Here is a 24,319-nt window from a genome sequence, read left to right as displayed (position 1 = left end):
CCTTATGAAATGTTTAATTTATTCAATAATTGCAATGGCTCTGACAGGTGAGCCATCGCCAGCTTTAATTTTTAAAGGAAAGCCGTAAAACATAAAAGGTTTCCCTTTAGGTAATTTTTCCAAGTGAACGAGATTTGTGTAAGTAAGAATACGGTGCTTGAGTAAAGCACGTTCTAAAGATTCACTGATATTTCCGCCCACAAACTTTGGCTGTACGTCTAATATGGCTTTAAGTTGGGTTTCATCGACTGCCTCTTGAAAAATCAAACCGCTATTTCGAGGCAAAGCTGCTCCCTTTTCAACCAAATAGGCGGGGCCAAAGAATTGTTCCAAAGGAATCTGATCCAGATTTTCGGCTCCTTGATGCATATGTGAAAAAGCATCCACATGTGTGCCGGTATGAGAACCGAACTGTAAAGATCTCAGTTCCCAACCATTTTCTCGATAAGTATGGATACGATCAATTTTTACTGGCGGATCGCCTGGAAAAACAGGCATACCAGACTCTATAGGCATGGTTAAATCGACTACTTCTATGTTACTTTCCTCCCCACTTAAGTCTTAAAGCTCTTATAAATCAATTTCAAATAACAACGGTGTATGGTCCTGTCTAGTACCTGAATCAATCATTTCTGACTTTATTACTTTATCGGCTAAATGATCACTGACTAACCAGTAATCAATTCTCCAGCCGGAATTATTGATTTTACTTGTTTTAGCGCGCTGTGCCCACCACGTATAAACACCGGTCACATCTCCGTGAAGATGGCGGAAGGTATCGGTAAACCCTTTTGCTAAAAGATTGGTGAAACCTTGGCGCTCTTCGTCGGTAAAGCCGGCGGACATTCGGTTACTTTCCGGGTTAGCAAGGTCAATCTCTTTATGAGCCACGTTAAAGTCACCCGTCGCAATAACCGGTTTTTCCTGATCTAAAGAAACCAAATAGTCTGCATATTTTTCATCCCATTTTTGGCGCTCTTCTAAACGACTTAACCCACTACCTGCATTTGGTGTATAGGTTTGTGTTAAATAAAAATCATCAAACTCTAACGTAATAAGTCGGCCTTCCAAATCCATTGTAGATGGTGCACCTATAATTGGATAAGTGACCGTAGGATTTAAATGATTTTTATATAAAAATATAGTCCCAGCATAGCCTTTACGCGCTGGTTCTACGGAACTATTCCAAACAAATTCATAATCAGGGAATTTTTCTGACAAAATTTCAATATGTTTTTTAGTTGGTCCTTTACTCGGTAATTTTGTTTCTTGAATCGCAATAACATCCGGATCATGTGCAATAATGTTTTCAAGTGTTTCTTGCGTCAAAAAAGCACGGTTAGAATCACTGGTTAATGCGGCATTTAATGAATCAATATTCCATGAAATAAACTTCACTCTTTTCCCACCTCTGTTGTTATAACTTCTTGTACTCTACCAACAACGCCATTTTCAAGCATAACTTTAATCCCATGTAGATGTGTGGCAGATTTTGTTAATAAACGTGCCACTACCCCTTCGGTTAGCTTCCCAGTACGTTGATCGGCTTTTTGAACTACTTTTACTTTTTTACCAACTTGTATATTTGCTCTTTTTTTACCGTCCATATCGATCACTCCTTTTTGCTGATTTAATTTCTCTTATTATATAATAACAAAACCCTACTGTTATTTCCTTAATACAGTAAAAAGAAGAGCCTGAACTGGTTATAAACAAGTTCGGGCTCTTCTCTTCATTAATTCTCTCTTAAGACTTGCATTTCTTTTTTGACTACTCGTTTTTCGTGGTACATTTTTTCGTCGGCGCTATTGATGATAGCATCGATATATTGATTGGCATCGAACTTAAATGATTCAATCCCATGGCTGACACCGATGAGGTAGGGACGTCCTTCATTTTTATTGATAGATTCGTAATACTTAACAATACGTTGCCATACCTTTTCGGCTTCATAAGCATTTAAATTTTCGAATAAAATCAAGAATTCATCGCCGCCCAGACGAGAAATAAAGTCATTTGTGCGGATATTTTTTTTGATTCCTTCAACAACACTGCGAATTAATTCATCGCCCGTTTCATGTCCCAATGCATCATTGACTTCTTTTAACCCATTAATGTCAATGAAGCATAGGCTATGGTGAACGGGTTTATCGGCAGATTTTTTATAAAGTTGGGCGAGTTTATGAAAGCCAGCTCGCCTGTTATAGACACCTGTCATCACGTCATATTCGGAAAAATATTTAATCTCTTCGATTTTACTTTTATTTGTGACTATTAAAGCTGCAATAGCAATAGCTATCAGTAAAATTATAATGTAGAAATAGTAATTCTTTTTCAATGAGTTGAGTGATAACAACCAAATATCCTGGCTAAATAACATTCCTTTCTGGGATTGGGCAGGAACATAAGAAACCAGTAACCAGTCCTCTAAACTTGAAACATAGGTATGTGTGGTATTGGTTTGTCTGAACAAACGGCTAGGTGCCACACTCGTGTAAATAAAGAGCCCTGCTTTACTGACTTGATATCCACTCTCATCGGTATGCATTTTCTCCCATTCAGTAGGAAACTCTTTAGAAAATTTATGGTTAGTCCGATTTTCATACATAAATCCCCACTCTTTATCGCGATTATGACTGTTGTATAGCCAATATGCTTGGGAATCTAACATAAATATTTGGCCATGGCTAATTGAAGCTACTTGCCGAATTTGATTAAAAATATCGTTTGCAGAATAATTTAAAATAATCATTCCTTGTAGCTCTCCGTCTAAATAGTGAGGTGCTGAGATACGAATAACCGGGTTATCTTCCTCTATTATTTTTTTATTTTCAATATTTAATTCTAGTCTAGAAATATAAATCTGGTCTTGCTCCAAACGAATTGTTTCTTGAAAATAGTCACGGCCCTGTTTATTTTGTAGCTCGTTTTGTTCAACAAGCGTTGCACGGTTATCTTTATAATTCACTCGGATGACTTCATTTCCTTCTACGTCAATGAAACGAATTTGATTATAAATTTTTTTCCGACTAGAAAAGGCTAAAAACTGCTGTTCCTGTTTAGAATAATTGCCATCCCCTTGATCTTCCAGTTGAAAACTATCTAGCAAATAGAGCAAGTCACTGGATATCTTATTAATCCGATTGGAAACAACATTATTTTCTATTTTAAGTAAATTTTGCTCGTTACTAATGACACTACTTTTCTCAACTTCGTTTGATTTATACTGTAAAAAAACTGAAGAAAACAATACCACAAAACTTAGTAATAAAAATATAATCATGACATAGTTTATAAACATTTTTTTGTTTTTTGATAGCGTCGCCAACATGCTGTTACATTCCCTTCAAAATAGGATCTCAAAGAGAGCTCTTTCCTATTTTCACTCTTTTTATAGAAATAGTTGTATAAAACTACCGACAATCGCTAGGGAAAGCAGTAATTTGCTGGCGTTCTCATATCTGTTTATCACAAATTTTAATAAAAGAGCTACTACAATTACCACCGCTAAACCAATCGCCACGTTTCTTTGGCCAGTGACATTCATCGGTAATGATGTATAAGTCATATAGGATAATATAAATCCTAATATCGCGTTACCTATAAAAATAGTATTTTGTCTGGTACCGTCCTGTTTATATAATAAAAACTGTAATATAATTGCAATTACAGCCAATGCTATAAATAATATCCATAAAACTCCTAAAGCCATATTTATCACTCCTTTGTTTATTCTATCATAAGACAAGATTATTTCTTACATTTTTTCATTTAATTACCAAATTCGTGCTATTATGTAGTTTATCTACTTTTAAAAAACGATAATGAGGGAGAGTATAATGTCTACACCTAAAAAAAGTTATTTAAACGTTCATTTGGCTGTTTTTCTTTTCGGTTTAACGGGATTATTTGCCAAGCTAGTTAATTTAAATCCTTTTGTTATTGTTTTTGGTCGTGTTTTTGTTGCTGCTGTTTTTATATTGATATGGCTCGTGATCAGTAAAGAATCTTTAAAACTGCACCATAAAAAAGACTACCAGAAAATGGTTTTAATGGGAATCCTTTTAGCTGTTCATTGGACAACATTTTTTGCTGCTATTCAGTTATCAAATGTTGCGATTGGTCTTTTAACTTTTTCTACTTTCCCAGTATTTGTAAGTCTATTTCGGCCTTTAATTAATCGAGAGGCATTATCAAAAAAAGAAGTTTTCTTTGGGTTCATTACGATTTTAGGAATTTTATTTATTGTCCCTTTAAAAGATGTTTTCAGTGATACGATGGCAGGAAGTATGATTGGGGTATTTTCAGGTTTAGTCTATGCTATTTTTACCATTCTCAATGAGAAGTTGGTTAAACATTACAATGGGAAAGTGATTGCTTTCTATGAACAGGCAGTCGCAACCGTTGTTTTATTACCAAGTGTTTTTATAATAAAACCTTCTGTAACATCTTACGATTTATTTATGCTGCTTCTTTTAGGAACGGTGTTTACAGGTATCGCCCACACCCTTTTTATTAATGGACTTAAACACGTTTCGGCTTACATGGCGAGTATCATCACCATGTTAGAACCCTTGTACGCCATCATCCTTGCTTATTTTGTATTAGGTGAGGCATTGACGGTTAATACCGCTATTGGTGGAACCATTATTCTCTCAACGGTTATTTTTATTTCTATGGACCATCAAAAATCACAAAGAAAAATACCGCTTTAAGTCAACGGACTTAAAGCGGTATTTCTATAGCCATATCCTACTTCCAATAACGATTCCTAAATTTTTTTCTCAATACGAGAATCAGGTATAAACCAGCCAATTGCCACAACAAAGTACATCACATAAGAAATAATTGGCAACCAAAAGGCAAAAGCAATTCCAGTAGCATACATAACGAGCGACGTTTTTCCTTTCCAGTCAAAACCAATCTCTTTTGCTAAGTCAGAATTGCTACCCTCACATTCCACTACTTTTTTTTGTAAAAATAAATAGGAAACGGCACAAAAAAATAGGATGACTCCATAAACGATAGCGGGCACAGTTTCTAAAGGGCTCATCCCCACCCAAGCTGTGGAAAATGGAATGGGTGACATCCAGAATAACCAATGTAGGTTACTCCAAAGAACTTTTCAATCCAAACGCTTTAATTTATAGAGTAAGTGGTGGTGATTGTTCCAGTAAATACCTACATAGATAAAACTCAATAGGTAACTTACTAAGGTGGGAATCAATATTCTGATTGCTTCTCGATCGACTGTTTCTGGTGGCTTCAGTTCCAATACCATAATCGTGATAATAATAGCGAGAACGCCATCACTAAACGCCTCTATACGATTTGTTCTCATCGTCTAAACTCTCCTTATATTATTCACCTTTTTAATGAATAAAAAATAAGATTTTCACTTGCTTAGAATAAATCTGAGCTATTGAAAATCTTGTTATATAATTTTTTATTGCATTTTACTATTTACGCGTTTTAGTAGTGCCACGCTTTCGACGTGCGTCGTATGCGGAAACTGGTCAACCGGCTGAACGGTTACAAGCTCATATCCAAAGTTTCTTAGCCAGACGAGGTCATCTGTCAAGCTTTTCGGACTACAAGAAACATAAACAACCTTATCTGTTCCAAAGCGTCCGATACTGCGCATGACTTTTCCACCGGCACCACTTCTAGGTGGATCTAAAACTAGTAAATCAGGATGTCCCCATGCCTCTTTTAAATCAATTAATCCTTGGCGTGCATCGGCTGTCATGAAATAGGTATTATTTAAGCCATTATCTTTTGCATTCCGTTTTGCCGAAATAATTGAGTTTTCAACTATTTCAATACCCGCTAAGGCCTTACTTTTTTGCGCTAGTGGCAAACTGAAGGTCCCGACACCACAAAACAAGTCCAAAACATGCATGTCCTTATTTACATCTGCCATTTCTAGGGCTAAGTTGACTAGTTTTTCGGCTTGGATAGGATTCGCCTGAAAAAAGGTATCCGGCCAAATACGGTATTTGAACCCGTTTAATTCGTCATTCAGGTAATCACGGCCATGCAAAATAAAGGTTTCATCCGCTTGAATCCGCTCACCACTAGAAGCATGTTTCATCCATTGTAAGCTAATAAGATTATCAAATTGACTGGTCAATCTTTGCGTCAGATCTTCTGCAGCTGTTTGGTAGGCAGCTGGCCCTTCGGTTGCATACAAGACAACCATTAATTCCTTTGTCGCAAAGGAATAACGCAATAACAAGTTTCGTAATAAACCAGTTTTGTTTGTTTTGTCATAACCTGGTAAGTGATAGTCTTTTTGCCATGTGCTGACGATTTTTTTTACAGTAACCATGATGTGGGGAGCCAGAATAGAATCTTCTAAATCAATTACTTTACGAAAGTTGCCTTGTTGATGCATCCCTAATTCGCCATTTCCCCCAAAGGTTAACTCCATTTTGTTTCGGTAACGAGTTGGCTCATCCATGCCAATAATTGGTTGGACAAGTGACGAATCAAATCCTTGTTCAGCTAAAAAGTTTTTTACCAGCGCCATTTTATATTCTAATTGCGCCTCATAGTTCATATATTGCAAAGGGGTCCCGCCAGAAATAGCCACATCAGTCGGAATTTCTAGATTACGTGTTGGTCCTGGTTTTAATAGCTCATCGTAAGTAACAATCGCTTTCCGTCTTCCTTTAGCATCTGGAATGGTTACTCTTACCACATCACCGGGCACCACGTTGGTTACATATATATGAAGCGTCCTTCCATTTGATCCTCTGTCTGGTGGATGAACGTGTTTTGCATAGCCATACCCTTTCTCATCAATATTGAGAATGGTTACGTCTAACGTTTCAGTTGGATATCTATTGTCTGTCATCTCATCACCTCAAATTTTCCGTATTCATGTTCTCGTTTCCTATACTACTCATTATACTAAAAAAAAGCTTCTCTACTAGATTGTTATTCTAGTAGAAAAACTTCTTAATTGCTTATATTTTTTCTAGTGCGACAACGCTCTCCACATGTGTGGTTATTAATATATTGATGTAAAATTTAATGTAGACTGTGGTGTTTTACTGTAAATTTAGTTGTAATTTTAGTGTCTTTGAACATTTCAGAAGGGTATATAGAACGTTTAGAATAAGAATCTTATGCATTATTTAATATAGAATCAAAAAAGCGATAACATAATATATCGCTTTTAGAAAGAAAAAATGGAATATTTTTATTAAAGAGTTAGTTAATTTTCCCCTGAACCGCCACATGAACCACATATAAAATACCCACTACCACCACAATAATCACAATCCCATTCTATTTCCCCATACGGTTCTAGACAAGCTGGGCATTCTTCTTTCCCTTTTCCGCTACAATTCCAACATACTTCTTTTTCAGACATTTGTACAACTCCTTTATTAATAGTTATTATAATTATATATTAATCTAATCATCAAAACAATATATATCTTGATAAAAGAATCTTTCTTCGCTACAATTAAATTAGCAGGAAAGCGTTTTCTGACATTAGGAATCTTAAATTGTTTTTTTATAATAAGTATTTTCCTTAGAAAGGAGGATTATATGGCAAAGTCAAAGGAAACTTATGAAAATGTTGCTAAAACATTCAAAGAGAAAGCTGATAGAGAATGGGCTAAAGCAAAAAATGATGAGGGCGGTCACCACTATAATAATGCCAGAAGTTATTATGAAACAGTTAGAAAGGCAGAAGCTAAAGCTAAGGAAATGGACAAAAATTAACATGAAATGTTTATATTAGATAGTAATTCTTTGTATAAACAAAAGCAAATATGGCTGTATTTACGACTATATACAAAGATTGTTGTTAATGTAATAGCAGTCAGTATATCATATTTGATAATTAATAAGAGTATTCTTAGTAAGAAATTTTTAAATACTAAATTATAAAGGAGTTGCAATACATGAGTGAAAAAAAGGATCATAGAAAATCACCACGTGAAACTGGAGGTCCAGTTGTAAAAACAGGTCCTACTGCAGGACAAAACCGTTCTAGAAATAAAGACGGGAGTTGGGGTAAAAAAAGGTCTGACGCTGGAAAGCCAAGAAAATAATTAGAGAATAATACAGATATATATATTTTTCACTTAAATTTGAAATAGCCAATGACTTTCAGATTATATCGAGATTCAAAGGCTTTTTTTGTTGCATTGTAATAGTAGGTCCCAATCAATTAATCCCTTGCGATGTATATATATTTAAGTGAATAATTTAGGATATAAAGTATTAGATCTTTTATTTTTACCAAAAGCGGATGATAAAAATCAATTCTAACACTTTAGCTTCTATGGTTTCATCGTTTTTATCGCTACTATTTTGTATGGCATAATTATTTTTTTGACTAGCATGAATTACTCCATAATGAACTCATATAAAATTACCTCATCTTTCTAACTTTATACTTCTTTTGAACGATGTGTCTTTATGTTATTAACGTATACACAATTTTAAATCACAACTTATACAGAGAAAGCAGAGGGAATTGGCCCGATGAAGCTTCAGCAACCTACCGTTTGGCAAGGTGCTAAATCCAACTCGAAAGAGATAGATGAGTCTAACCCAGTTATTAGGCATGACGATTCTCGTTGTGCTTTTTTAATTGAATAAATAACTAGGAGTGGTTGGATTGTTGCCAGAAAAGAATATTAGTTTAGAGGAGTTTATGCGGGGGCTGAGTGAATTACAAGTTATCCCTCACTTGAGACTTCGTAGGAGCCAATCTGGAAATCCAGATGAACATGATTTGATTTTTTTAGTTTGTACGCAAGAGCCTAACGAAGGTGCGCATATAGGGAGAGTATGCCTTTGCTGCATTGGGAACGCTAGTATTAATGACTATGAAGGCTTTAAAGACAGTATGAGCACGGAACATTATGACGCTATCTTGAACCTTTTGTTTAACTTCACTTATACTGACGTAAAATACAAAGCAATTAACAAGTAATTCTTAATCACAAAATAAAGAGAGTCACAGCACCATGCCTCACTTGCATAGTGCCTAGACCCTCTTTACTGCTCTATTTCCATTGTATCTCCTGTTTTGAGTTCAACTTCTACTTTCTCCTCGTGAATGACTACACTGTTAATTAGCCGAGTTACTAATCTTTCCTCGTATTCTTCAATGTCAGTGTGTGCTGATTTTAAAAATGCTTTAATGTCTGATAATCGTTTCCGCTTTTCTTCGCGGCTTGCATTTTTTACTAAAACGTCTTGCTTCACTTTTCGCAGGGCTTCGAGTTTATCAACGATGCGATCATGTCCCTCATCACTATGAGTTCCTAATAACATTTTCTGTAGGTGATGCAACTCCTCCTCAATATCCTCGATGGGTTCATCATATTTCTTATCTAATACATCTCGAATGATTAATTCAATATTTTGTATGGCTTGACTCTTATCTGCCATATACTGATTAATCGCTTCTACAATTATTCTGTGCAGGTCTTCTTCATTTATCGTTCTTGATTCACAATCACACAACTTATTTACTCTTGTCGCGCATCTCCATACATAAGTCTTCTTGCCTTTATATGTCCAGGTGATTCGTCTAAAAATATCGGTGCATTTACCACATTTGGTAATTCCTGATAATGCATATTTCCCTTGATAGAGACGTCGTTTTCTCTTCTTACCTGAATAGAGATTGCTTCTTCTCGCTTTTTCCTTTTGGGCTAAGTTATAAATCTCTTTAGAGACAATCGGTTCATGATTATCTTCGATATAATATTGAGGGACACTGCCATCATTAGTCACCCTTTTCTTAGTTAAACAATCAACAGTATAGGTTTTTTGCAACAAGGCATCCCCCATGTATTTCTCATTAACGATTATCCGATTTATATCGTTACTTGTCCATTTCAATAGACCTGTAGCAGTCGGGACCTTATCTTCCGTCAACCCTCTTGCAATGATGCCCGTTCCTTTGCCTTCTAGGTATTCTTTAAATATCCGTTTGATAATCCATGACTGTTTAGGATTAATAATTAATTTGCCTTCCTCATCAACTGTGTACCCTAAGAATTTTTTATGGTTGATAAATACTTGTCCCTCTTGGTATCTATACCTAAGTCCCATTGTCACGTTCTTACTAATGGACTCACTTTCTTGCTGTGCAAGAGATGCCATAATGGTAATTAAGACCTCGCCCGTAGAATCCAACGTATTAATGTTTTCTTTTTCAAACCGTCAAAAGGCATTTCGTATCGTTTAGTAAAGTGCTATACACCGCTTATTGTCGGGCTTTGTTGAAATGAGATTATGTATTGTTCATTTTCGTTTTGGGGTTTATTGTTTCTTAAAACACCAAGTAAACACCAAGATTCTCACCATATGCACACTTCTAAAAAATAAATGTGCTGTAAGGCTTTTAGTCTCCTTACAACACATTCTGAAATGCCCAGTGTACCCGATTTCGGTACACTTTTATTTTTGTTTTTTAAACCAGTTAATAATACCTCTGGCATCTTTAATTTCTTTAGTATTCCCTCCACTTTGACCATCATCATCATGATATTTATATTCCTCACGTATCCCGATATCTTCAGTAAAAGTAGATGTTTCTTCTTCCCAACGAGTATATTTCCCGTCTGAACTCCATCCATCATAACTACTTTTTTTCGTTTTTGACTTACCCTTATATTCGTCATCATAGTTAATTACGAAATCATGAAGGAAATCCACTTCTTCATCTTTTAAACGACTGTTGCTAGTATCCAAGTGTTTACTAATTAGATTCTTCTTTTCTTTTTTCTCTTTTTGATCCATGAAATTTCTCCTTTCTTTAATTTACATACCAAGTTGTGTACTGCTTGCATTTCCGTTCAAATCTTTTGCTAATATTATACCATGTTTTGTCTAACAATTCTGATAAAAGCACTTTTTATATCACCCCCATCCAAAGCATCGCTGATGGCACTTGCTACCTTCTCGGCAGTGGAGTTATAAACGTGAGCATAGATGTCTTCAGTGGTCTTGGTATTGGAATGTCCAAGATGCTCTGAAATGAACTTCACCGGTACTCCTGCGTTTATCAGTAGGGATGCATTGGCGTGGCGAAGGTCATGAACATGAATGTCTGGCAGGTCATGTTTCTTCAGTAGTTTTTTCAGCGTAATGTTCAAATACCCTCCACTCATGTATTCACCCTCCATGCCGGTGACAACAGCACCTCGGTCTTTCCACTTTGACCCTAGCTCCTCACTGCGTTTCTCCTGCCATGCCTTATGCTCCTTCAAGATGGCTTTCAGTTCTGCAGGAATGGCAATGACTCTTAAACTGGATTTGGTTTTGGGGGTAGAGAGCTTATACTGCCCATCTGCCCGGTAAAGGGTATAGCGGACAAAGATTGTTCCTTTCTCCAAGTCTACATCCTTCCAGTGAAGACCACACAATTCTCCCGATCGCATTCCGGTGTAAATCAGCGTGGCTAATCCTACTCTGGCATTGGGGTTTTGTAGTTCATCCAAATAGCCAAGGAGCTGTTTACATTGGTCCGCATCCAGGAAGTCTCGTTCTTTCTGTTTGCCCCTTGGGGATGTGGCATGAACCACTGGGTTCTTCCAGATGATATCCTTCTTTAAAGCTGTGTTGAAAATAGCTGAGGTAGCAGTTCTGATTCTAGCAATGGATGTGGATTCGATTCCCTGTTCCGATTCCTCTCTTACTTCTTCTACAAATAGGTCGTTTAGCTTTTTACCAAAGGCACTGGCTATTTTTTCAGCAGTTGACTTTCTAATGTGCCCCCCTCTTGCAGCTCTCTTAATCGTGTTTAATTCAACACCAGCTTTTCTAGATGCAGGTCTTCTCGTTCCATCTTCTAAAAGACTAGGGTCTTTCATTATATAGTACTTGCTGGTCTTTCCTCTTTTGTGCAGATGATTCAGCATCTCATCGATCCTTGCTGTGGTGATGTCCTTCAGTTTTAAATGTCCGATGTAGGGAAGTACATAATTGTTCATAAGAAAGATGTTGGTGAGTAAGGTTCTTTCTTTCAGCTTATGGGGTGCGATCTGTTCAAAGTACCACTCTACAAGTTCTGAAAATCGCATATTCTCATCAAAGTTGGTCATGCCCATGCACTTCTTTTCAAATTCATAAGCAAAGGATGTAGCCAGTTTTTCAGCCTTGTTCTCACTGACATTTCTCGGTGGCTTGAAGGTAGTAGTCTTTCTGATTTGTTTACCCTCCATGTTGTAGCCAAGAGAAACCATAATTCTGTAAGTGTTTCCCCGTTTTTCTATACTTGGCATTGTGCCTTCCTCCTTCCTTAAATAATGTAGGGTTTATGGAGAACTCATTCTCCTATAGTATCTATCACTCTACGGGGGTGAATAGTCAAGTGAATAAACCCCAAGTGTGGAACTATTTATCCGATAGGTGCAGCCCCTGTTTCTCCAGTTCCTTCTTGATAAATTCCTGAACATAATTGTTTAAGTCCCATTCCCAATAGCCCTTCACATTGAGTCCTGGCATCATCTTTTCTAATTCGTCTGGTGACAACTGGGCGAGTTTTTTTAATTGCTCAATTTTGAGCGACAAATCCTCGAGAAACTGAAAAAAGTCCACACTTGATAACAATTCATCCAGCATGGGTATCACCGGTGAAGCTGATCCCACTTGATCATCCTTATGCGCTCTCTTAATCAGATTCACTGCCCCTTCTGACAGTCCCAGCTGCTTGTGAAGCTCCTTATTCTCAGAACTTACACCAGTCAATAGATAATCGGTTGACACATCAAAGTATTCTGCAATTCTAAATAGGTTCTCTGCTGTGGGCTGAGTCTTTCCATCCATATATAAGCTTATTGTCTGTGGTCTTATTCCTATCGCCTTTGATAAAGCCTTCTGCGTTGTCTTTTCTCCTGTATGGGGATGTTCATCCATTATCAGCCGCATGGTTTGTGCTAGAGGATTTTCATATCCATTAAATAGTTTTTCCATCCTTTCCACTCCTCCTAAAATACGATTCATATGAACTTTGTTGTATTAGTTCGTTTTTGCTTGTTCTTTCGTTTTATCTGCGTTACAATAACTATATCAGATAAAACGCAATCAAGCAAGCGAAAAGTAAGCGAAACAGAACTTTTTCAAGGAGGTGGATCAAATGGATAAGAAATCGCTTGAAGCACTGGCTAAAGAAGAACGCTTGAGATACTTCCGGGAGTGGCGAAAGAAGAATCCTGATAAGGTGAAACAACACAACAAGAACTACTGGGAGAAAAAAGCCAAAGCAAAACTACTGAAGGAGGAAAAAGCCCATGATACCAAACAAGAAACCAACCATGCTGACAATAAGGGAGACAGCTAAGACAGGCATCCTCCCGGAACACGCACTAAGGCTTCTGCTTAAAGCAGGCAAACTGCCGGCAATCTTTGTTGGTAAGAAAGCCTATATCAATTATGAAAAACTGTGTGAACAGTTAAGCCAGCTCGATGGCTCAGAAAAACCGGAAGGAGATGATGTATATGGATATCCAAATGGAATGTAAAAACTGCGGACAGGTGCGATTAGCCAATCTGGATGAAATGATCAGAGTGCTGATTGATACCTGCGACAACGATTCTGTCTATGCCGGGTTTTTCTGCCAGGATTGTGCAGACGAACTGCTGGATGACGATTTCTAAGAAAGGAGGTAGGCGGCTATGGAACTACAGAAATTAAAACAACAACAGATTTGGGTATGCTGGCGCTATGATCAAAACAGCCGCCTTACCAAAGTCTTATACAACACCAAAGGCTATCAAACCGGTACTTCTTTGGAATATCAATCCCAGTGGGCAACTTATGATGAAGCTATTGAAGCTGTAAAAGCTCATGGCTTTGATGGCATTGGTCTTATCCTTGTTCCCGGTATTGGTGGCATTGATATTGACCATAAAGCTGCAGACAGCACCCTAGCAAATGATGTAAGAATACTGATGAACACTTACGAGGAACTCTCCCCAAGTGGCGAAGGCATCCATCACCTATTTATGGTGGATGTCGATAAGATTCCTGTTTCGATAAATAGTAAATCAGAGAAAAAGCTATCCAGTGATTACTACAGCAAGAACCCACACAATAATCTGGAAATCTACATCGGTGGTCTGACAAACCGCTACCTTACCTTTACCGGCAACGTCATCAGTGATCTCCCTCTTATGGATCGAACCGATGAGGTCTTAACCTTCCTCGACACCTATATGAAGAAGGAACTGTTCAGCAAAACAGATAATGGGTCTGACGCCTTCGATATCATCGTCACTGCCAGAAAAGCCAAAAACGGTGAGAAGTTCATCGCCCTCTTTGACAAGGGTGATATTTCCGGTTATGGAAGTCCCTCTGAGGCAGACCAGGCATTATGCAATATTCTCGCCTTCTACACTGGCGGTGATATGGATCAGATGGATAGCCTATTCAGACAATCCAAGCTCTACCGGGATAAATGGGATCGTGAAAATTACAGAACTTCTACCATTGAAAATGCCATTAAGGGCTGTCATGGCAAGTTCTATATGGGCGGTAAGAACAGACCCGCTTACATCTACTACGATGACAAGGCAAAAAAGATGAGAGTCAACTGTCCGCTACTGGCACGTCACATCCGGGAGAATCTCCATTACATCTTCGTGCGTGATAGTGCAAGAGGCGGTGTCTTACGTTATGTCTACGAGGATGGATGCTATCGGCTGTATGCGGATGAAATGCTCAAAGGAATTATTAAAAACTACATTACCGCCTTTGATGAAAGCATCCTGCAGATGAAGGATGTCAATGAAGTCTTTGGCAACATCACCACCGATCTGAAGTTTAAAACCAATGAGGAGCTAAATGCCGATGAGGACATCATCAATTTCCAAAATGGCATCCTTCGTCTTTCCGATATGAAGCTTCTTCCCCATAGCCCCGAAATCATGAGTACCATCCAGATTCCCTGTGATTGGTTGGGGGAAGATAAAGCCACACCGGTCTTTGACAAGTTTATGAATGATCTTACTAGCGGTGACAAAGAAGTTCAAAATCTCCTGCTAGAGTTTATGGGAGCTGCCTTATCCAATGTCAAAGGACACAGGCTGAAGAAGTCCCTTTTCATGGTGGGTAAAGGCGATACAGGTAAATCCCAGTTAAAGAGCCTTACAGAAAAACTTCTGGGCAGTGGCAACTTCATCGGTATGGATCTCAAAGAAATCGAGTCCCGATTCGGCACCGGTAATCTATACAATAAGCGCCTTGCAGGAAGTTCTGATATGAGTTTTCTAACTGTTCATGAACTTCGCATCTTCAAACAGTGTACCGGTGGAGATAGCATCTTCGCAGAATTCAAAGGACTAAATGGGTTTGAGTACACCTACAAAGGGCTGTTCTGGTTCTGCATGAACCGCTTACCGAAGTTCGGTGGCGATGATGGTCAGTGGGTGTATGACCGCATCATGCAGGTCAACTGTAATCATATAGTTCCCAAGGACAAGCAGGATAAGTTCCTACTGGATAAAATGTATGCCGAGCGTGATGGCATTGTCTATAAGGCGATTATGGCACTAAAGCAAGTCATTCAAAATGGTTACAACTTTACAGAACCACAAAGTGTGGAAAATGCCAGAGCCATCTACATGGCAGACAACAATACAGTGATTGCCTTCTTCAATGAGTGTATGCAGATCAGACCCCTGGGCAAAATCAAAGACAGCTGCACCACTGGTCGAGTCTATAAAGTGTATAAGGCATGGTGCATGGATAACAATCAAGGCTATGCGAAAACCGCTAAAGATTTCCGTAATGAGCTGGCGGATTATCTGGGAACTACCTTCTCGGATATGACCGTTCGCCGGGGTAAGGGTGGCACTTTCTACAGCGGCTATACCCTAACGGATGAAGCAAAAGCTACCTATCAGCAAGCCTATGGCTATGATGAGTTTCCGCTTCTCTCATCCAGTTAGTGACACTAGTGAAAGCTGGGGTACAGTGCTGGTGACAGTATTTCCACAGCTTTCTAATCATAACCCCTGTAATATCAAGGGTTCTAGCAAAATGGTGACACAAGTGACACTTCTTTTAACTTCTATGGAGATAAATGAAAAGTATAGAATCTGTAAAACAGTAGATATAGAAGTGTGAAGATAGAGTTGACTAAACTGTCACTTTTGTAACTAAAAACTCTAAAGCCCTTGATATTGCTGGACTTATACAGAGTACAGTTCTCAAATTCAAGTGTCACTACATTCACCAAATCAAGAGAACTGTCACCAAAATAGAAGAATTGGAGGTGAGGACATGGGAAAAGAAAAGCAATTACCAAAACATTTAAAGAAAAGTCAGGATCTCAAGAACTTCGAGGTCATCCGCATCATCTCACTGGGTGATCTGCATCCTGTGGTGGTGATGCGAGACAAACGAGCCGACAGTAAAGGACACTGGTGCATTCAGCACCGAGGCTCCGGCTACTATTTCCAGACACTAAAAGAAGTTACAGATTACCTAATCAAGCGTAACTGGATCAAAGCATCTTAATTTTAAGGAGGAAACGATTATGTCAAATCAAAGTATGTACAACAAAGCATTCTGGAACACCATGAGAACCCAGCAGGAGATTTACTCAGAAATGAGTAATATGAAAGACAGCACCGGAAGTTACCCTGCACCCTACGAATTCATGCACAGCTACACACCGGCTCTTGAAAAGGAAAATGTCTTTAGAAGAATCGGCACTGTAGTGAAAACCACATCACCGGAAGGAAAGATCTTTGCATCCACTTCCACTGGAAAAGCTGAATGGCTCAGTGAAGGCGTTGCCATCCCGGAAAGCAATGATACCATCAACCAGTTCACACTGAATTCCTACAAGTTGGCGAGCCTTACAAGGCTGAAGCACACCTTTGTCACAGATAATAAGTTCGATATTGAGAAGTATCTGAAGAATGAATTTGCCCGCAGGTTCGGCAGAGAGGAAGAGAACGCCTTCCTCAATGGCGATGGTGTTGATGCCCCTACAGGCATTCTGCACCCCACAGAGGGCGCAGAGGTGGGTGTCACCGCTGCAGGAACTGATGCCATTACCTATGACGAAGTGATCAAGCTCTACTTCTCACTGGGTAAGCACTACCGTAGAAACGCTGTATGGATCATCAATGATGAAACCGCACTGTATCTGAGAACCCTAAAAGATTCAAGCGGAAACTACCTGTGGAATCATTCTGATAACACCATCCTCGGAAAGCCAGTGGAGTATTCCAACTATATGCCAGGCATGGAGAGTGGCAATAAGGCAATCGCCTTTGGAGATTTCAGCTTCTTCTGGATTGTTGACCGTCAGAGCCTATCGGTTAAAGTCTTGAAGGAAAAGTATATTCTTGAAGGTCAGATTGGCTACGCATCCTATGAAAGACTGGATGCCAAGCTGATTGTGCCAGAAGCAGTAAAGGTTCTACAGCTGGCATAGGGGGATAGCAATCTCCACAGCCTTTATCCCGGACAACGGGCAGAGGGCTTCACGCATAAAAACGCAGATTCAAACAGGGTATTAAGAGAGGAAGATAGCTGAAAGTTGGCTACCTTCCTCTTTCCTTTGTCAGTTTTTTGGTTTGCCATGCTTGAAAGCAGCATTGCCGGTTAGGTTTTCAAGCAGAAATTTTCTAATGGCTTTGTACTCATCTCCAATGAAGCCAAGTCTTAAAAGGAAACACCTGAAATCGTATTTTTCATTTTCGCTTTTCTTCGGTGTGGAGGCTACCCTGTTGCGGTCGATTGCCATCTTGCATAAGGCTTCTATAAACTGGGTGTAGTGTTTGATTTCCTCGTCATCTTCTGTTTTTGGAAACCATGGGAACCGCACCTTCACCTCATTTTCGATAATCCTTAAATCCATAGAGCCAATAGACTTGGCGATGAGTTCTCCTTTGGCGAGGACAATCTTGTGGAGGTTCTCGATTGCCTTGTCGGTAAACATCTCTCTTGGCATGGATACCTCAATGCCATCAAAAGCATTCTCCCCGTAGTTTGTCGGTAGAAATCCTTGTGCTTCTAGGTCACGTACCATGTTGTCCACCTCAGCTGGTGTCATGGTGTCCTTGATGATCACAGCCCCTTCCCGGTCAATGGTCAGTTCGCCAATCTCATAGGCACAGGTGGGGACGCTGAGGTATTTGGGGATGGTGTTGAGATAGTCGCTGATTGCCTGCACCAGTTCCTTTCTGCGTTGCCCTTTGATTTCATATGTGATTTTAAATTCCATGTTCATCATCCTTTCCTTATTTGGTTACACTATATATCACTCTAAATCCACACAATAGCAAGTCATTTCTGTATGAAAATAGCGAGTCCTAAGACCCGCCAAATCATTCTTCTATTGATATGTACCGGGGATATTCAAAGCCTTCCGGATTCGTCAATATCTTTTCTCCCGTTTCAAGATTGATGACTCTGATGCAGCGAAGCTCGCCATTCTTGTTATGACCGCCATCGCCTTTTTCAATCCATGGCTGATCTGCCAAAAAGTCACTGGTGAATTTCTTGAACTGTTCATCTGTGAGTTTTACTTCCCGGATAATGGTATAGTCTGAACCCACAACACCTTTTCTCTTTGCTTCTTCCGTTGCTTCTCGCAGCTCCTCAATGTTATAAAACTTTCGACCAAACAAAGCCTTCATTTAAAACACCTCCTGTAGTTTTGTTACTACATATATCACTCAACTCGCCCATGATAGCAAGACAAATCGTACATTTTAGGGCTGAAAAATGGGCTTAAATCAACGTTTTAAACGCCCAAAATTCAGCAAAATCGGATACTATCAAACGAAACAAAAATAGCCACATAACCCATAAACCCTTTATTATCAAGGGTTACAAGGCTATGTGGCACTTATTTGATGTTATTGGGGGTATCCCCCCTATCGAATTATGCGATTTTTCACGCAAGACCCTGGCGCGGTCACCATTTTGAGATCTTGTAGAGATTAGACCGCCCCTGGGGGATTTAGTCTACCTTCTTTACCAGTTGTTTTGTGTATGGTAACATTTCTTCTATCTTCTCCACAATACGTTTTTGTTCTGCGAGTGGAGGGAGAGGTACAACAAACTCTTTCATCGTTGCTAATGATACATTCTTTATTGTTGTTCCAGTTGCTTTCTTAATTGCATAATCTAAAAAGTACTTTGTCTTAATAACCCAATATAAATAGTACTTAAAATCTTCATTCATAAGGTTAAAATAACAAGCACTTTTACCGAGGATTACTTTTTCTCCAGCATAGAAAGCTACATTACCAATTGTTCCATTAATTGACACAAGCACAGTGTTGTCATTCAATTCTCTTTTATGCTTTAAAAATTGTTCTTCGTCAACTTTTTTAGTATTGTCTTTTATCTCAATTACTCCATTATTTAAGTTGTTTCCATTAATAAAGTAATAACTTCCTCTATCATCATATACTGGTGTCCCATGAATTCCATCACCCAAAACAGAAACAATATTTCCCAACCTAACCCATTTCCAATTCTCTGGAATATCAAATGGTATCTCATCTTCAGTAATCTCAGGAAGTGTCTTTGTCTTTTTAATCTTGCCTTCCTTAATCAGCTTTTTCTTCTCTTCTTGAACCTGCTTATAAAGGTCTTCTGCCGTTCCATCTTCTTCTCGCTGCTCTACCAGATTTCCTTGGATTGCATATTGCAGAATAGACTTTTGCATATCTTCCGGGAACTTTTTATTCAGCTCCTCCACTTCAGAATAGGCACCATCGTATTTATCTACATAAGGCATCAGTTCTTCAATCTTTGCTACGATGCGCTTTTGTTCTTCTAGTGGAGGGAGGGGGACAATGATACCTTTTAATTTGGTTATACTTACTCCTCCAATAATCCCTGTCATTTCATCTCTGAATGCTTGAAAAAATAACGGGCTTTGTAAGTAATAATATAAAAATCTAGGTTCCCCATAAATTAGATTAAATGAGCATAATTTATTTCCAAAACACACTGTCTTATCTAATATCCCTATTTTTCTACCTGCACTACCACCTTCAATACACATTAGTATTGAATCCTTAAAAGAATTTCTAAACTTGTCTTCTTCAAAAGGTATTTTTATTCCATTATCATAATTTATTGTGTAATCAAAGCCTACATCTTTTGTTCCGATATAGTCATATCCATTTTCGACTTTAGAATACTTGTTTTCCTTTATGGTTTTAGGAATACTGTTTCCTGTATACATATCAGCAATATTTGACATGCGAGTCCATTCCCAAGACTCTGGTATATCAAATAACACTTCATCTTCACTGATTTTGAGTTGTTTTTTCTCCTTTTTTATCTTGCCTTCTTTAATTAGTCTTTTCTTCTCTACTTCAATTTTTTCTAATAATTCTTTTGCAGTACCTTCCTCTTCTCGCTGTTCTACAAGCTTTCCCTGTATAGCGAGTTGGAGAATACTGTTCTTCAAGTCCTGTGCATTCATTTAATTACCTCCAAGCATAGAAGTAATCTGTTCTAATACATGATCGATTTCTGCATTAAGGGATGCTCGTTTCTCCTGGTATTCTTGAATCAAGTCCATCGGCTCAAGGATCACTTCTTCTTCATGAGGGAATCCACAAAGATCAATGTTGTAGCTTCTTTCTATGATTTCATCGATGGTATATCTCTTCGCTTTTGGGAATCCATCCACTTCGATTTCTTCCCGGTTCTCCCACCAGTTAAGGGCATCATTGAAATGGTCTAGCTTCATCGGTCTTGTCTTTGAAAAATTCTTATACCCTTCAGGCATATCTACACGATAGAACCAAGTTTCCTTGGTTGGCTCTGTATTATCAAAGAATAAAATGTTGGTTCTAATGGATGTGTAAGGTGCAAAAACGCTGTGTGGCATTCTTACAACTGTGTGAAGATTGAATTCACTGAACAGCTTTTTCTTGATATTGAACTTCCCGTTATCTGTACCAAAAAGGAACCCGTCTGGAATGATTACAGCACATCTACCATTTTTCTTAAGCCTGTACATAATCACATTCATAAATAAATCTGCTGTTTCAGAACTTCTAAGTTCTGTTGGGAAGTTAGACTTCACGCTGTCTTTCTCACTTCCACCATAAGGAGGATTCATTAAGATCACATCGAAAGGTTCCATCTTCCGCATATCTTTGTAATCCATCTCCAGTGCATTGCCATGAAGGATATTTGGATCATCAATATCATGGATAAGCATATTGGTGACACAAAGCATATGTGGAAGTGCCTTCTTCTCAATACCATAAACGGATTTATTGTAGATTTCTCTATTTTCCAATGAGTTACCTACCTGTTTATCTAGTTCATTGAGTGCAGAGGTCAAGAAGCCACCGGTTCCACAGGCAAAGTCTCCTATTTTATCACCCAGAACAGGCTTCACCACTTTAACCATAAAGTCTGTCACTGCTCTTGGTGTGTAGAACTCCCCGGCATTACCGGCACTTTGAAGGTCTTTTAGGAATGATTCATAAATGGCACCAAACTCATGGCGCTCCTTGTATTCCGTAAAATCAATCTCGTCAATGATATTGACCACTTGTCTTAGAAGTACACCATCTTTCTGATAGTTGTTGGCATCTTCAAAGGCATAACGGACAATGACTTGGCTCATAGGTGTAGTTTCATCAATTTCCAAATTCTTAAGAGTTGGGAACAATGTGTTGTTGACAAAGTCAAGAAGCCCATCTCCTGTGAGTGCCTCTCCATCTTTTCTGTCCACTGCCCAATCTCTCCACTTAAGACCTTCTGGAATGATGGAAGTATAATTGTCATCATAAAGCTCCCAGGCTTCTTCTTTTGCATCATATATTTTTAGGAACAGAATCCACACGATTTGTTCGATTCTCTGAGCATCACCATTAACACCAGAGTCATTGCGCATCACATCTTGGATTCGTTTCACAAAGTTACTAATCGCCATTTTATCTACCTGCCTTCTCTATTTATGCGTAATATATTTCGTTTTCCAATTCCTGCACTGCCTTTTGGTAAGCTTCTTTGCCGCCAAAGGCTTTTACTATTTTCATGGGGCTACCTATTTTCTGGAACTCCTTCAATTGAAGCACCTTTGTATCTTCGATTTCCTTGATGCCATCATTGGCGTACTTATCAAGCAGGGCTTCAATAACCTCTTTGGCGGTGTCAGAGTATTTGTACAGATAATGTCTTTTCTTCACATTCTCTGCCCGTTCCTTCTTGGTCAGTGGCGCTTTGTCATAGGCTATGTGGCAAATGAGGTCAAAGTCATCCAGCTCCGTTTTACCCAGTTCTTCACGAACTGCTTCAAGTAGCACTCCATCGTCCTGCAACTCATCAATGATGGCTTGTTTCTTCTCGGCTTCTGTCCAGGTGCGGAGGAACTCATCAAGCCTTGAATACTGCTGAAGAATATTCTTCTTGGTGTAGTCAATAAGACTTTCTGTTATGAGCTTTCCATCCTTATCCACGTACTGAACTCTTTCTGAAAGAACTCGAACGGTCACATCACCCACATAATACTTTCTGGGCTTATCTTCACCTTCCTCATCGAAAGGCGGAGTGTCACTTGTTCCATACTCACCACCATCTTCTTTAACACCATCAGTACCTGTATCTTCTCCAGTACCCTCTTCACCTTCATCTGTTGGCGTATCTGGTTCATCCACTGGATCATCTCCATCAAGGTCAATAACCACTTCTGGTTTACCATCGAAATCAGGATCTGCAAAAAGTCTACTGGCATTTCTAAAGTCCATAATGGTAAAGTAGGTCTTGCCGTAATCTTCAAGAAGGCGTGTTCCTCGACCGATAATCTGCTTGAACTCAGTCATGCTGTTGATGTTGTTCTCCAGCACAATAAGTTTACACATCTTGGCATCCACACCTGTGGTCATGAGTTTACTGGTCACTGCAATAACCGGATAGGTACTTTCTTCATCAATGAAGTTCTCAAGCTGTGCTTTGCCTATATCATTGTCACCGGTAATGCGCATGATGTAGCGGTCATTTTCAGCATAGAGATCTTTGTTCTCATTAATCAGAGCTTGACGCATTCGCTCAGCGTGTTCAATATCCACACAGAAAACAATGGTCTTGCTGAACCGATCGGTCTTTTTTAAGAACTCTGTGATTTTGGATGCAACCACTCTTGTTCTGTCATCAATAACCAGGTTTCGGTCAAAGTCTTTAGCATTGTACTCTCGATCTTCAATTTCATAACCGTATTTATCCACTTTGCCAGCTTCTGGGCGATAGCCTTCAAGGTCTTTATCCAGACCAATACGAATCACTTTATAAGGCGCAAGGAAACCATCATCGATCCCCTGCTTTAAGGAATACTCATATATTGGCTCTCCAAAATAGCTGAAGCTGGAGGCTTCCTTGGTTTCAATCGGAGTAGCGGTACATCCAACATGAGTAGCTTCAGAAAAATAATCTAAAATCTTTCTCCATGCTGATTCTTCTTTGGCACTTCCTCTATGGCACTCATCTATGACAATAAGGTCAAAGAAGTTTGGTTGGAACTGACGAAAGGCTTCTTCTCCATCATCTCCGGCAAGTTGCTGATACAGCGCCATGTAGATTTCATATGAGCTATCAAGGTTTCTATTTTGCACCTTGGTCATCTTTCCACTAAAGGGTTTAAAATCACCGGTAATGGTCTGATCCACAAGGACATTACGGTCTGCCAAAAAGAGAATCTTCTTCTTCAAGCCAGACTTCCACAAACGATAGATAATCTGAAAGGTCATAAAGGTTTTACCGGTACCTGTGGCGCTGACCACAAGGACTCGATTTCGCCCCTTGGCAACTGCATCAACGGTTCTATTAATTGCCACACGCTGATAGTATCGAGGGGTTTTATAATTCGGTATGTAATAATAAGGCTCTAGCATGACTTTTTCTTCAGCCTCGTCAAACCCCTTATCAATTCTATATCTTTGGTACAACGCTTCTGGTGATGGGAACTCTTCAAGCTTCAGTTCCTTCACTTCACCTGTGATGAGGTTCTGCTCCACAAAGCCATCTCCATTTGAAGCATAGACATAAGGCACATCCAATGACTTGGCATAGTCAATGGCTTGCTGAAGTCCAGCACCTACAGGCTTTGTATTATCCTTTGCTTCCACAATGGCTAGAGGGAAGTTGTTTTTATAGGACAGGAGGTAGTCAGCACTTTTCTTTCTTCCTCTTGCCGTAATATTTCCACGCAAAATAATACGCCCTGCAGTAAAAGCGTACTCCATCCGTATTTGCTTGTTATCCCATCCCGCATTCTGTATAGCAGGCGTGATATATCTTAATTTGATATCTTCTTCAGACAAATGGCTTTTCCCCATGAAC

28 protein-coding genes and 1 riboswitch are annotated in these 24,319 nt (G+C 39.0%); of the genes, 10 read left to right on the top strand and 18 right to left on the bottom strand.

From position 1 onward, the window contains the following. Positions 1-18: 18 nt before the first annotated feature. From BW727_RS00735 to BW727_RS00715, 5 genes are all read right to left on the bottom strand, one after another. Positions 19-516, bottom strand: coding sequence for a cyclase family protein (locus BW727_RS00735; protein WP_227807202.1), 498 nt, complete (start codon positions 514-516; stop codon positions 19-21). 54 nt (positions 517-570) lie between these two features. Next, a complete protein-coding gene (locus BW727_RS00730; protein WP_062467917.1) occupies positions 571-1,398 on the bottom strand; it encodes an exodeoxyribonuclease III in 828 nt (275 codons plus the stop codon). Further along, positions 1,395-1,607 (bottom strand): YwbE family protein, encoded by a 213-nt coding sequence (locus tag BW727_RS00725; protein WP_062467916.1) that lies wholly within the window; start codon positions 1,605-1,607, stop codon positions 1,395-1,397. Before BW727_RS00725 ends, BW727_RS00730 begins: the two co-directional genes overlap by 4 nt. 128 nt (positions 1,608-1,735) lie before the next feature. Next, complete coding sequence (locus BW727_RS00720) at positions 1,736-3,331, bottom strand: sensor domain-containing diguanylate cyclase (protein WP_062467915.1); 1,596 nt, start codon at positions 3,329-3,331, stop codon at positions 1,736-1,738. A 60-nt stretch (positions 3,332-3,391) separates the two neighbouring features. After that, positions 3,392-3,712 (bottom strand): hypothetical protein, encoded by a 321-nt coding sequence (locus BW727_RS00715; protein WP_062467914.1) that lies wholly within the window; start codon positions 3,710-3,712, stop codon positions 3,392-3,394. A gap of 127 nt (positions 3,713-3,839) precedes the next feature. Here BW727_RS00715 and BW727_RS00710 point away from each other — a divergent pair, with 127 nt between their 5' ends. Further along, positions 3,840-4,715: a DMT family transporter gene (locus BW727_RS00710; RefSeq protein WP_062467913.1), complete on the top strand. Its 876-nt coding sequence runs from the start codon at positions 3,840-3,842 to the stop codon at positions 4,713-4,715. Between the two features lie 56 nt (positions 4,716-4,771). Here BW727_RS00710 and BW727_RS10685 read toward each other — a convergent pair whose 3' ends face one another. The 4 genes from BW727_RS10685 to BW727_RS10585 all read right to left on the bottom strand — a co-directional run bounded on the left by BW727_RS10685 (position 4,772) and on the right by BW727_RS10585 (position 7,381). Continuing rightward, the gene (locus BW727_RS10685) at positions 4,772-5,053 is read right to left on the bottom strand and encodes a hypothetical protein (RefSeq protein WP_227807200.1); all 282 of its coding nucleotides are present in this window, start codon (positions 5,051-5,053) and stop codon (positions 4,772-4,774) included. Between the two features lie 72 nt (positions 5,054-5,125). After that, complete coding sequence (locus tag BW727_RS10680) at positions 5,126-5,341, bottom strand: TMEM175 family protein (RefSeq protein ID WP_227807198.1); 216 nt, start codon at positions 5,339-5,341, stop codon at positions 5,126-5,128. Positions 5,342-5,446: 105 nt separating this feature from the next. Then, on the bottom strand, positions 5,447-6,859 hold the full coding sequence (rlmD, locus tag BW727_RS00700; RefSeq protein ID WP_062467912.1) for a 23S rRNA (uracil(1939)-C(5))-methyltransferase RlmD: 1,413 nt from the start codon (positions 6,857-6,859) through the stop codon (positions 5,447-5,449). 363 nt (positions 6,860-7,222) lie between these two features. Further along, positions 7,223-7,381, bottom strand: coding sequence for a hypothetical protein (locus BW727_RS10585; RefSeq protein ID WP_156179547.1), 159 nt, complete (start codon positions 7,379-7,381; stop codon positions 7,223-7,225). Between the two features lie 182 nt (positions 7,382-7,563). On the opposite strand from BW727_RS10585, the gene BW727_RS10655 reads away from it, so the two are divergent. The 3 genes from BW727_RS10655 (at position 7,564) to BW727_RS00695 (ending at position 8,962) form a co-directional block, all read left to right on the top strand. Further along, entirely contained in the window at positions 7,564-7,740 is a 177-nt protein-coding gene (locus tag BW727_RS10655) for a hypothetical protein (RefSeq protein WP_169749223.1), read from the top strand. 182 nt (positions 7,741-7,922) lie between these two features. Beyond that, positions 7,923-8,072: a hypothetical protein gene (locus BW727_RS10650; protein ID WP_169749222.1), complete on the top strand. Its 150-nt coding sequence runs from the start codon at positions 7,923-7,925 to the stop codon at positions 8,070-8,072. Positions 8,073-8,474: 402 nt separating this feature from the next. Then, a riboswitch (SAM riboswitch) is annotated at positions 8,475-8,573 on the top strand. Between the two features lie 71 nt (positions 8,574-8,644). After that, a complete protein-coding gene (locus tag BW727_RS00695) occupies positions 8,645-8,962 on the top strand; it encodes a hypothetical protein (RefSeq protein ID WP_062467911.1) in 318 nt (105 codons plus the stop codon). Positions 8,963-9,027: 65 nt separating this feature from the next. Here BW727_RS00695 and BW727_RS00690 read toward each other — a convergent pair whose 3' ends face one another. From BW727_RS00690 to BW727_RS00675, 4 genes are all read right to left on the bottom strand, one after another. After that, complete coding sequence (locus tag BW727_RS00690; RefSeq protein WP_077795867.1) at positions 9,028-10,143, bottom strand: recombinase family protein; 1,116 nt, start codon at positions 10,141-10,143, stop codon at positions 9,028-9,030. A 297-nt stretch (positions 10,144-10,440) separates the two neighbouring features. Beyond that, entirely contained in the window at positions 10,441-10,782 is a 342-nt protein-coding gene (locus BW727_RS00685; protein WP_062467909.1) for a hypothetical protein, read from the bottom strand. Between the two features lie 74 nt (positions 10,783-10,856). Next, on the bottom strand, positions 10,857-12,266 hold the full coding sequence (locus tag BW727_RS00680; RefSeq protein ID WP_062467908.1) for a site-specific integrase: 1,410 nt from the start codon (positions 12,264-12,266) through the stop codon (positions 10,857-10,859). 112 nt (positions 12,267-12,378) lie between these two features. Beyond that, entirely contained in the window at positions 12,379-12,957 is a 579-nt protein-coding gene (locus BW727_RS00675) for a helix-turn-helix domain-containing protein (RefSeq protein ID WP_217994402.1), read from the bottom strand. 163 nt (positions 12,958-13,120) lie between these two features. On the opposite strand from BW727_RS00675, the gene BW727_RS00670 reads away from it, so the two are divergent. From BW727_RS00670 to BW727_RS00650, 6 genes are all read left to right on the top strand, one after another. Beyond that, positions 13,121-13,324: a hypothetical protein gene (locus BW727_RS00670; RefSeq protein ID WP_021150161.1), complete on the top strand. Its 204-nt coding sequence runs from the start codon at positions 13,121-13,123 to the stop codon at positions 13,322-13,324. Continuing rightward, on the top strand, positions 13,275-13,505 hold the full coding sequence (locus BW727_RS10580; protein ID WP_021150162.1) for a hypothetical protein: 231 nt from the start codon (positions 13,275-13,277) through the stop codon (positions 13,503-13,505). The genes BW727_RS00670 and BW727_RS10580 overlap by 50 nt, the downstream gene beginning before the upstream one ends. Beyond that, a complete protein-coding gene (locus BW727_RS10575; RefSeq protein WP_156179546.1) occupies positions 13,483-13,641 on the top strand; it encodes a hypothetical protein in 159 nt (52 codons plus the stop codon). The genes BW727_RS10580 and BW727_RS10575 overlap by 23 nt, the downstream gene beginning before the upstream one ends. Positions 13,642-13,659: 18 nt before the next feature. Continuing rightward, a complete protein-coding gene (locus tag BW727_RS00660) occupies positions 13,660-15,933 on the top strand; it encodes a phage/plasmid primase, P4 family (protein ID WP_062467906.1) in 2,274 nt (757 codons plus the stop codon). A 334-nt stretch (positions 15,934-16,267) separates the two neighbouring features. After that, complete coding sequence (locus tag BW727_RS00655; protein ID WP_062467905.1) at positions 16,268-16,504, top strand: hypothetical protein; 237 nt, start codon at positions 16,268-16,270, stop codon at positions 16,502-16,504. A 19-nt stretch (positions 16,505-16,523) separates the two neighbouring features. Continuing rightward, complete coding sequence (locus BW727_RS00650; protein ID WP_062467904.1) at positions 16,524-17,432, top strand: phage major capsid protein; 909 nt, start codon at positions 16,524-16,526, stop codon at positions 17,430-17,432. Between the two features lie 129 nt (positions 17,433-17,561). Here BW727_RS00650 and BW727_RS00645 read toward each other — a convergent pair whose 3' ends face one another. From BW727_RS00645 to hsdR, 5 genes are all read right to left on the bottom strand, one after another. Then, a complete protein-coding gene (locus tag BW727_RS00645; protein WP_062467903.1) occupies positions 17,562-18,224 on the bottom strand; it encodes a hypothetical protein in 663 nt (220 codons plus the stop codon). A gap of 103 nt (positions 18,225-18,327) precedes the next feature. Further along, the gene (locus BW727_RS00640; RefSeq protein ID WP_062467902.1) at positions 18,328-18,639 is read right to left on the bottom strand and encodes a hypothetical protein; all 312 of its coding nucleotides are present in this window, start codon (positions 18,637-18,639) and stop codon (positions 18,328-18,330) included. Positions 18,640-18,965: 326 nt separating this feature from the next. Further along, positions 18,966-20,447, bottom strand: a complete 1,482-nt coding sequence (locus BW727_RS00635; protein WP_062467901.1) for a restriction endonuclease subunit S — start codon at positions 20,445-20,447, stop codon at positions 18,966-18,968. Beyond that, positions 20,448-21,917, bottom strand: a complete 1,470-nt coding sequence (locus tag BW727_RS00630; protein ID WP_062467900.1) for a class I SAM-dependent DNA methyltransferase — start codon at positions 21,915-21,917, stop codon at positions 20,448-20,450. 22 nt (positions 21,918-21,939) lie between these two features. Beyond that, entirely contained in the window at positions 21,940-24,315 is a 2,376-nt protein-coding gene (hsdR, locus tag BW727_RS00625; protein ID WP_062467899.1) for an EcoAI/FtnUII family type I restriction enzme subunit R, read from the bottom strand. Positions 24,316-24,319: the final 4 nt, after the last annotated feature.

It is taken from the genome of Jeotgalibaca dankookensis, assembly GCF_002005405.1.
GTDB classification, from domain to species: domain Bacteria; phylum Bacillota; class Bacilli; order Lactobacillales; family Aerococcaceae; genus Jeotgalibaca; species Jeotgalibaca dankookensis.
The sequence above is the reverse complement of the archived record's forward strand: the minus strand, read 5'-3'. Positions and strand labels throughout refer to the sequence as shown.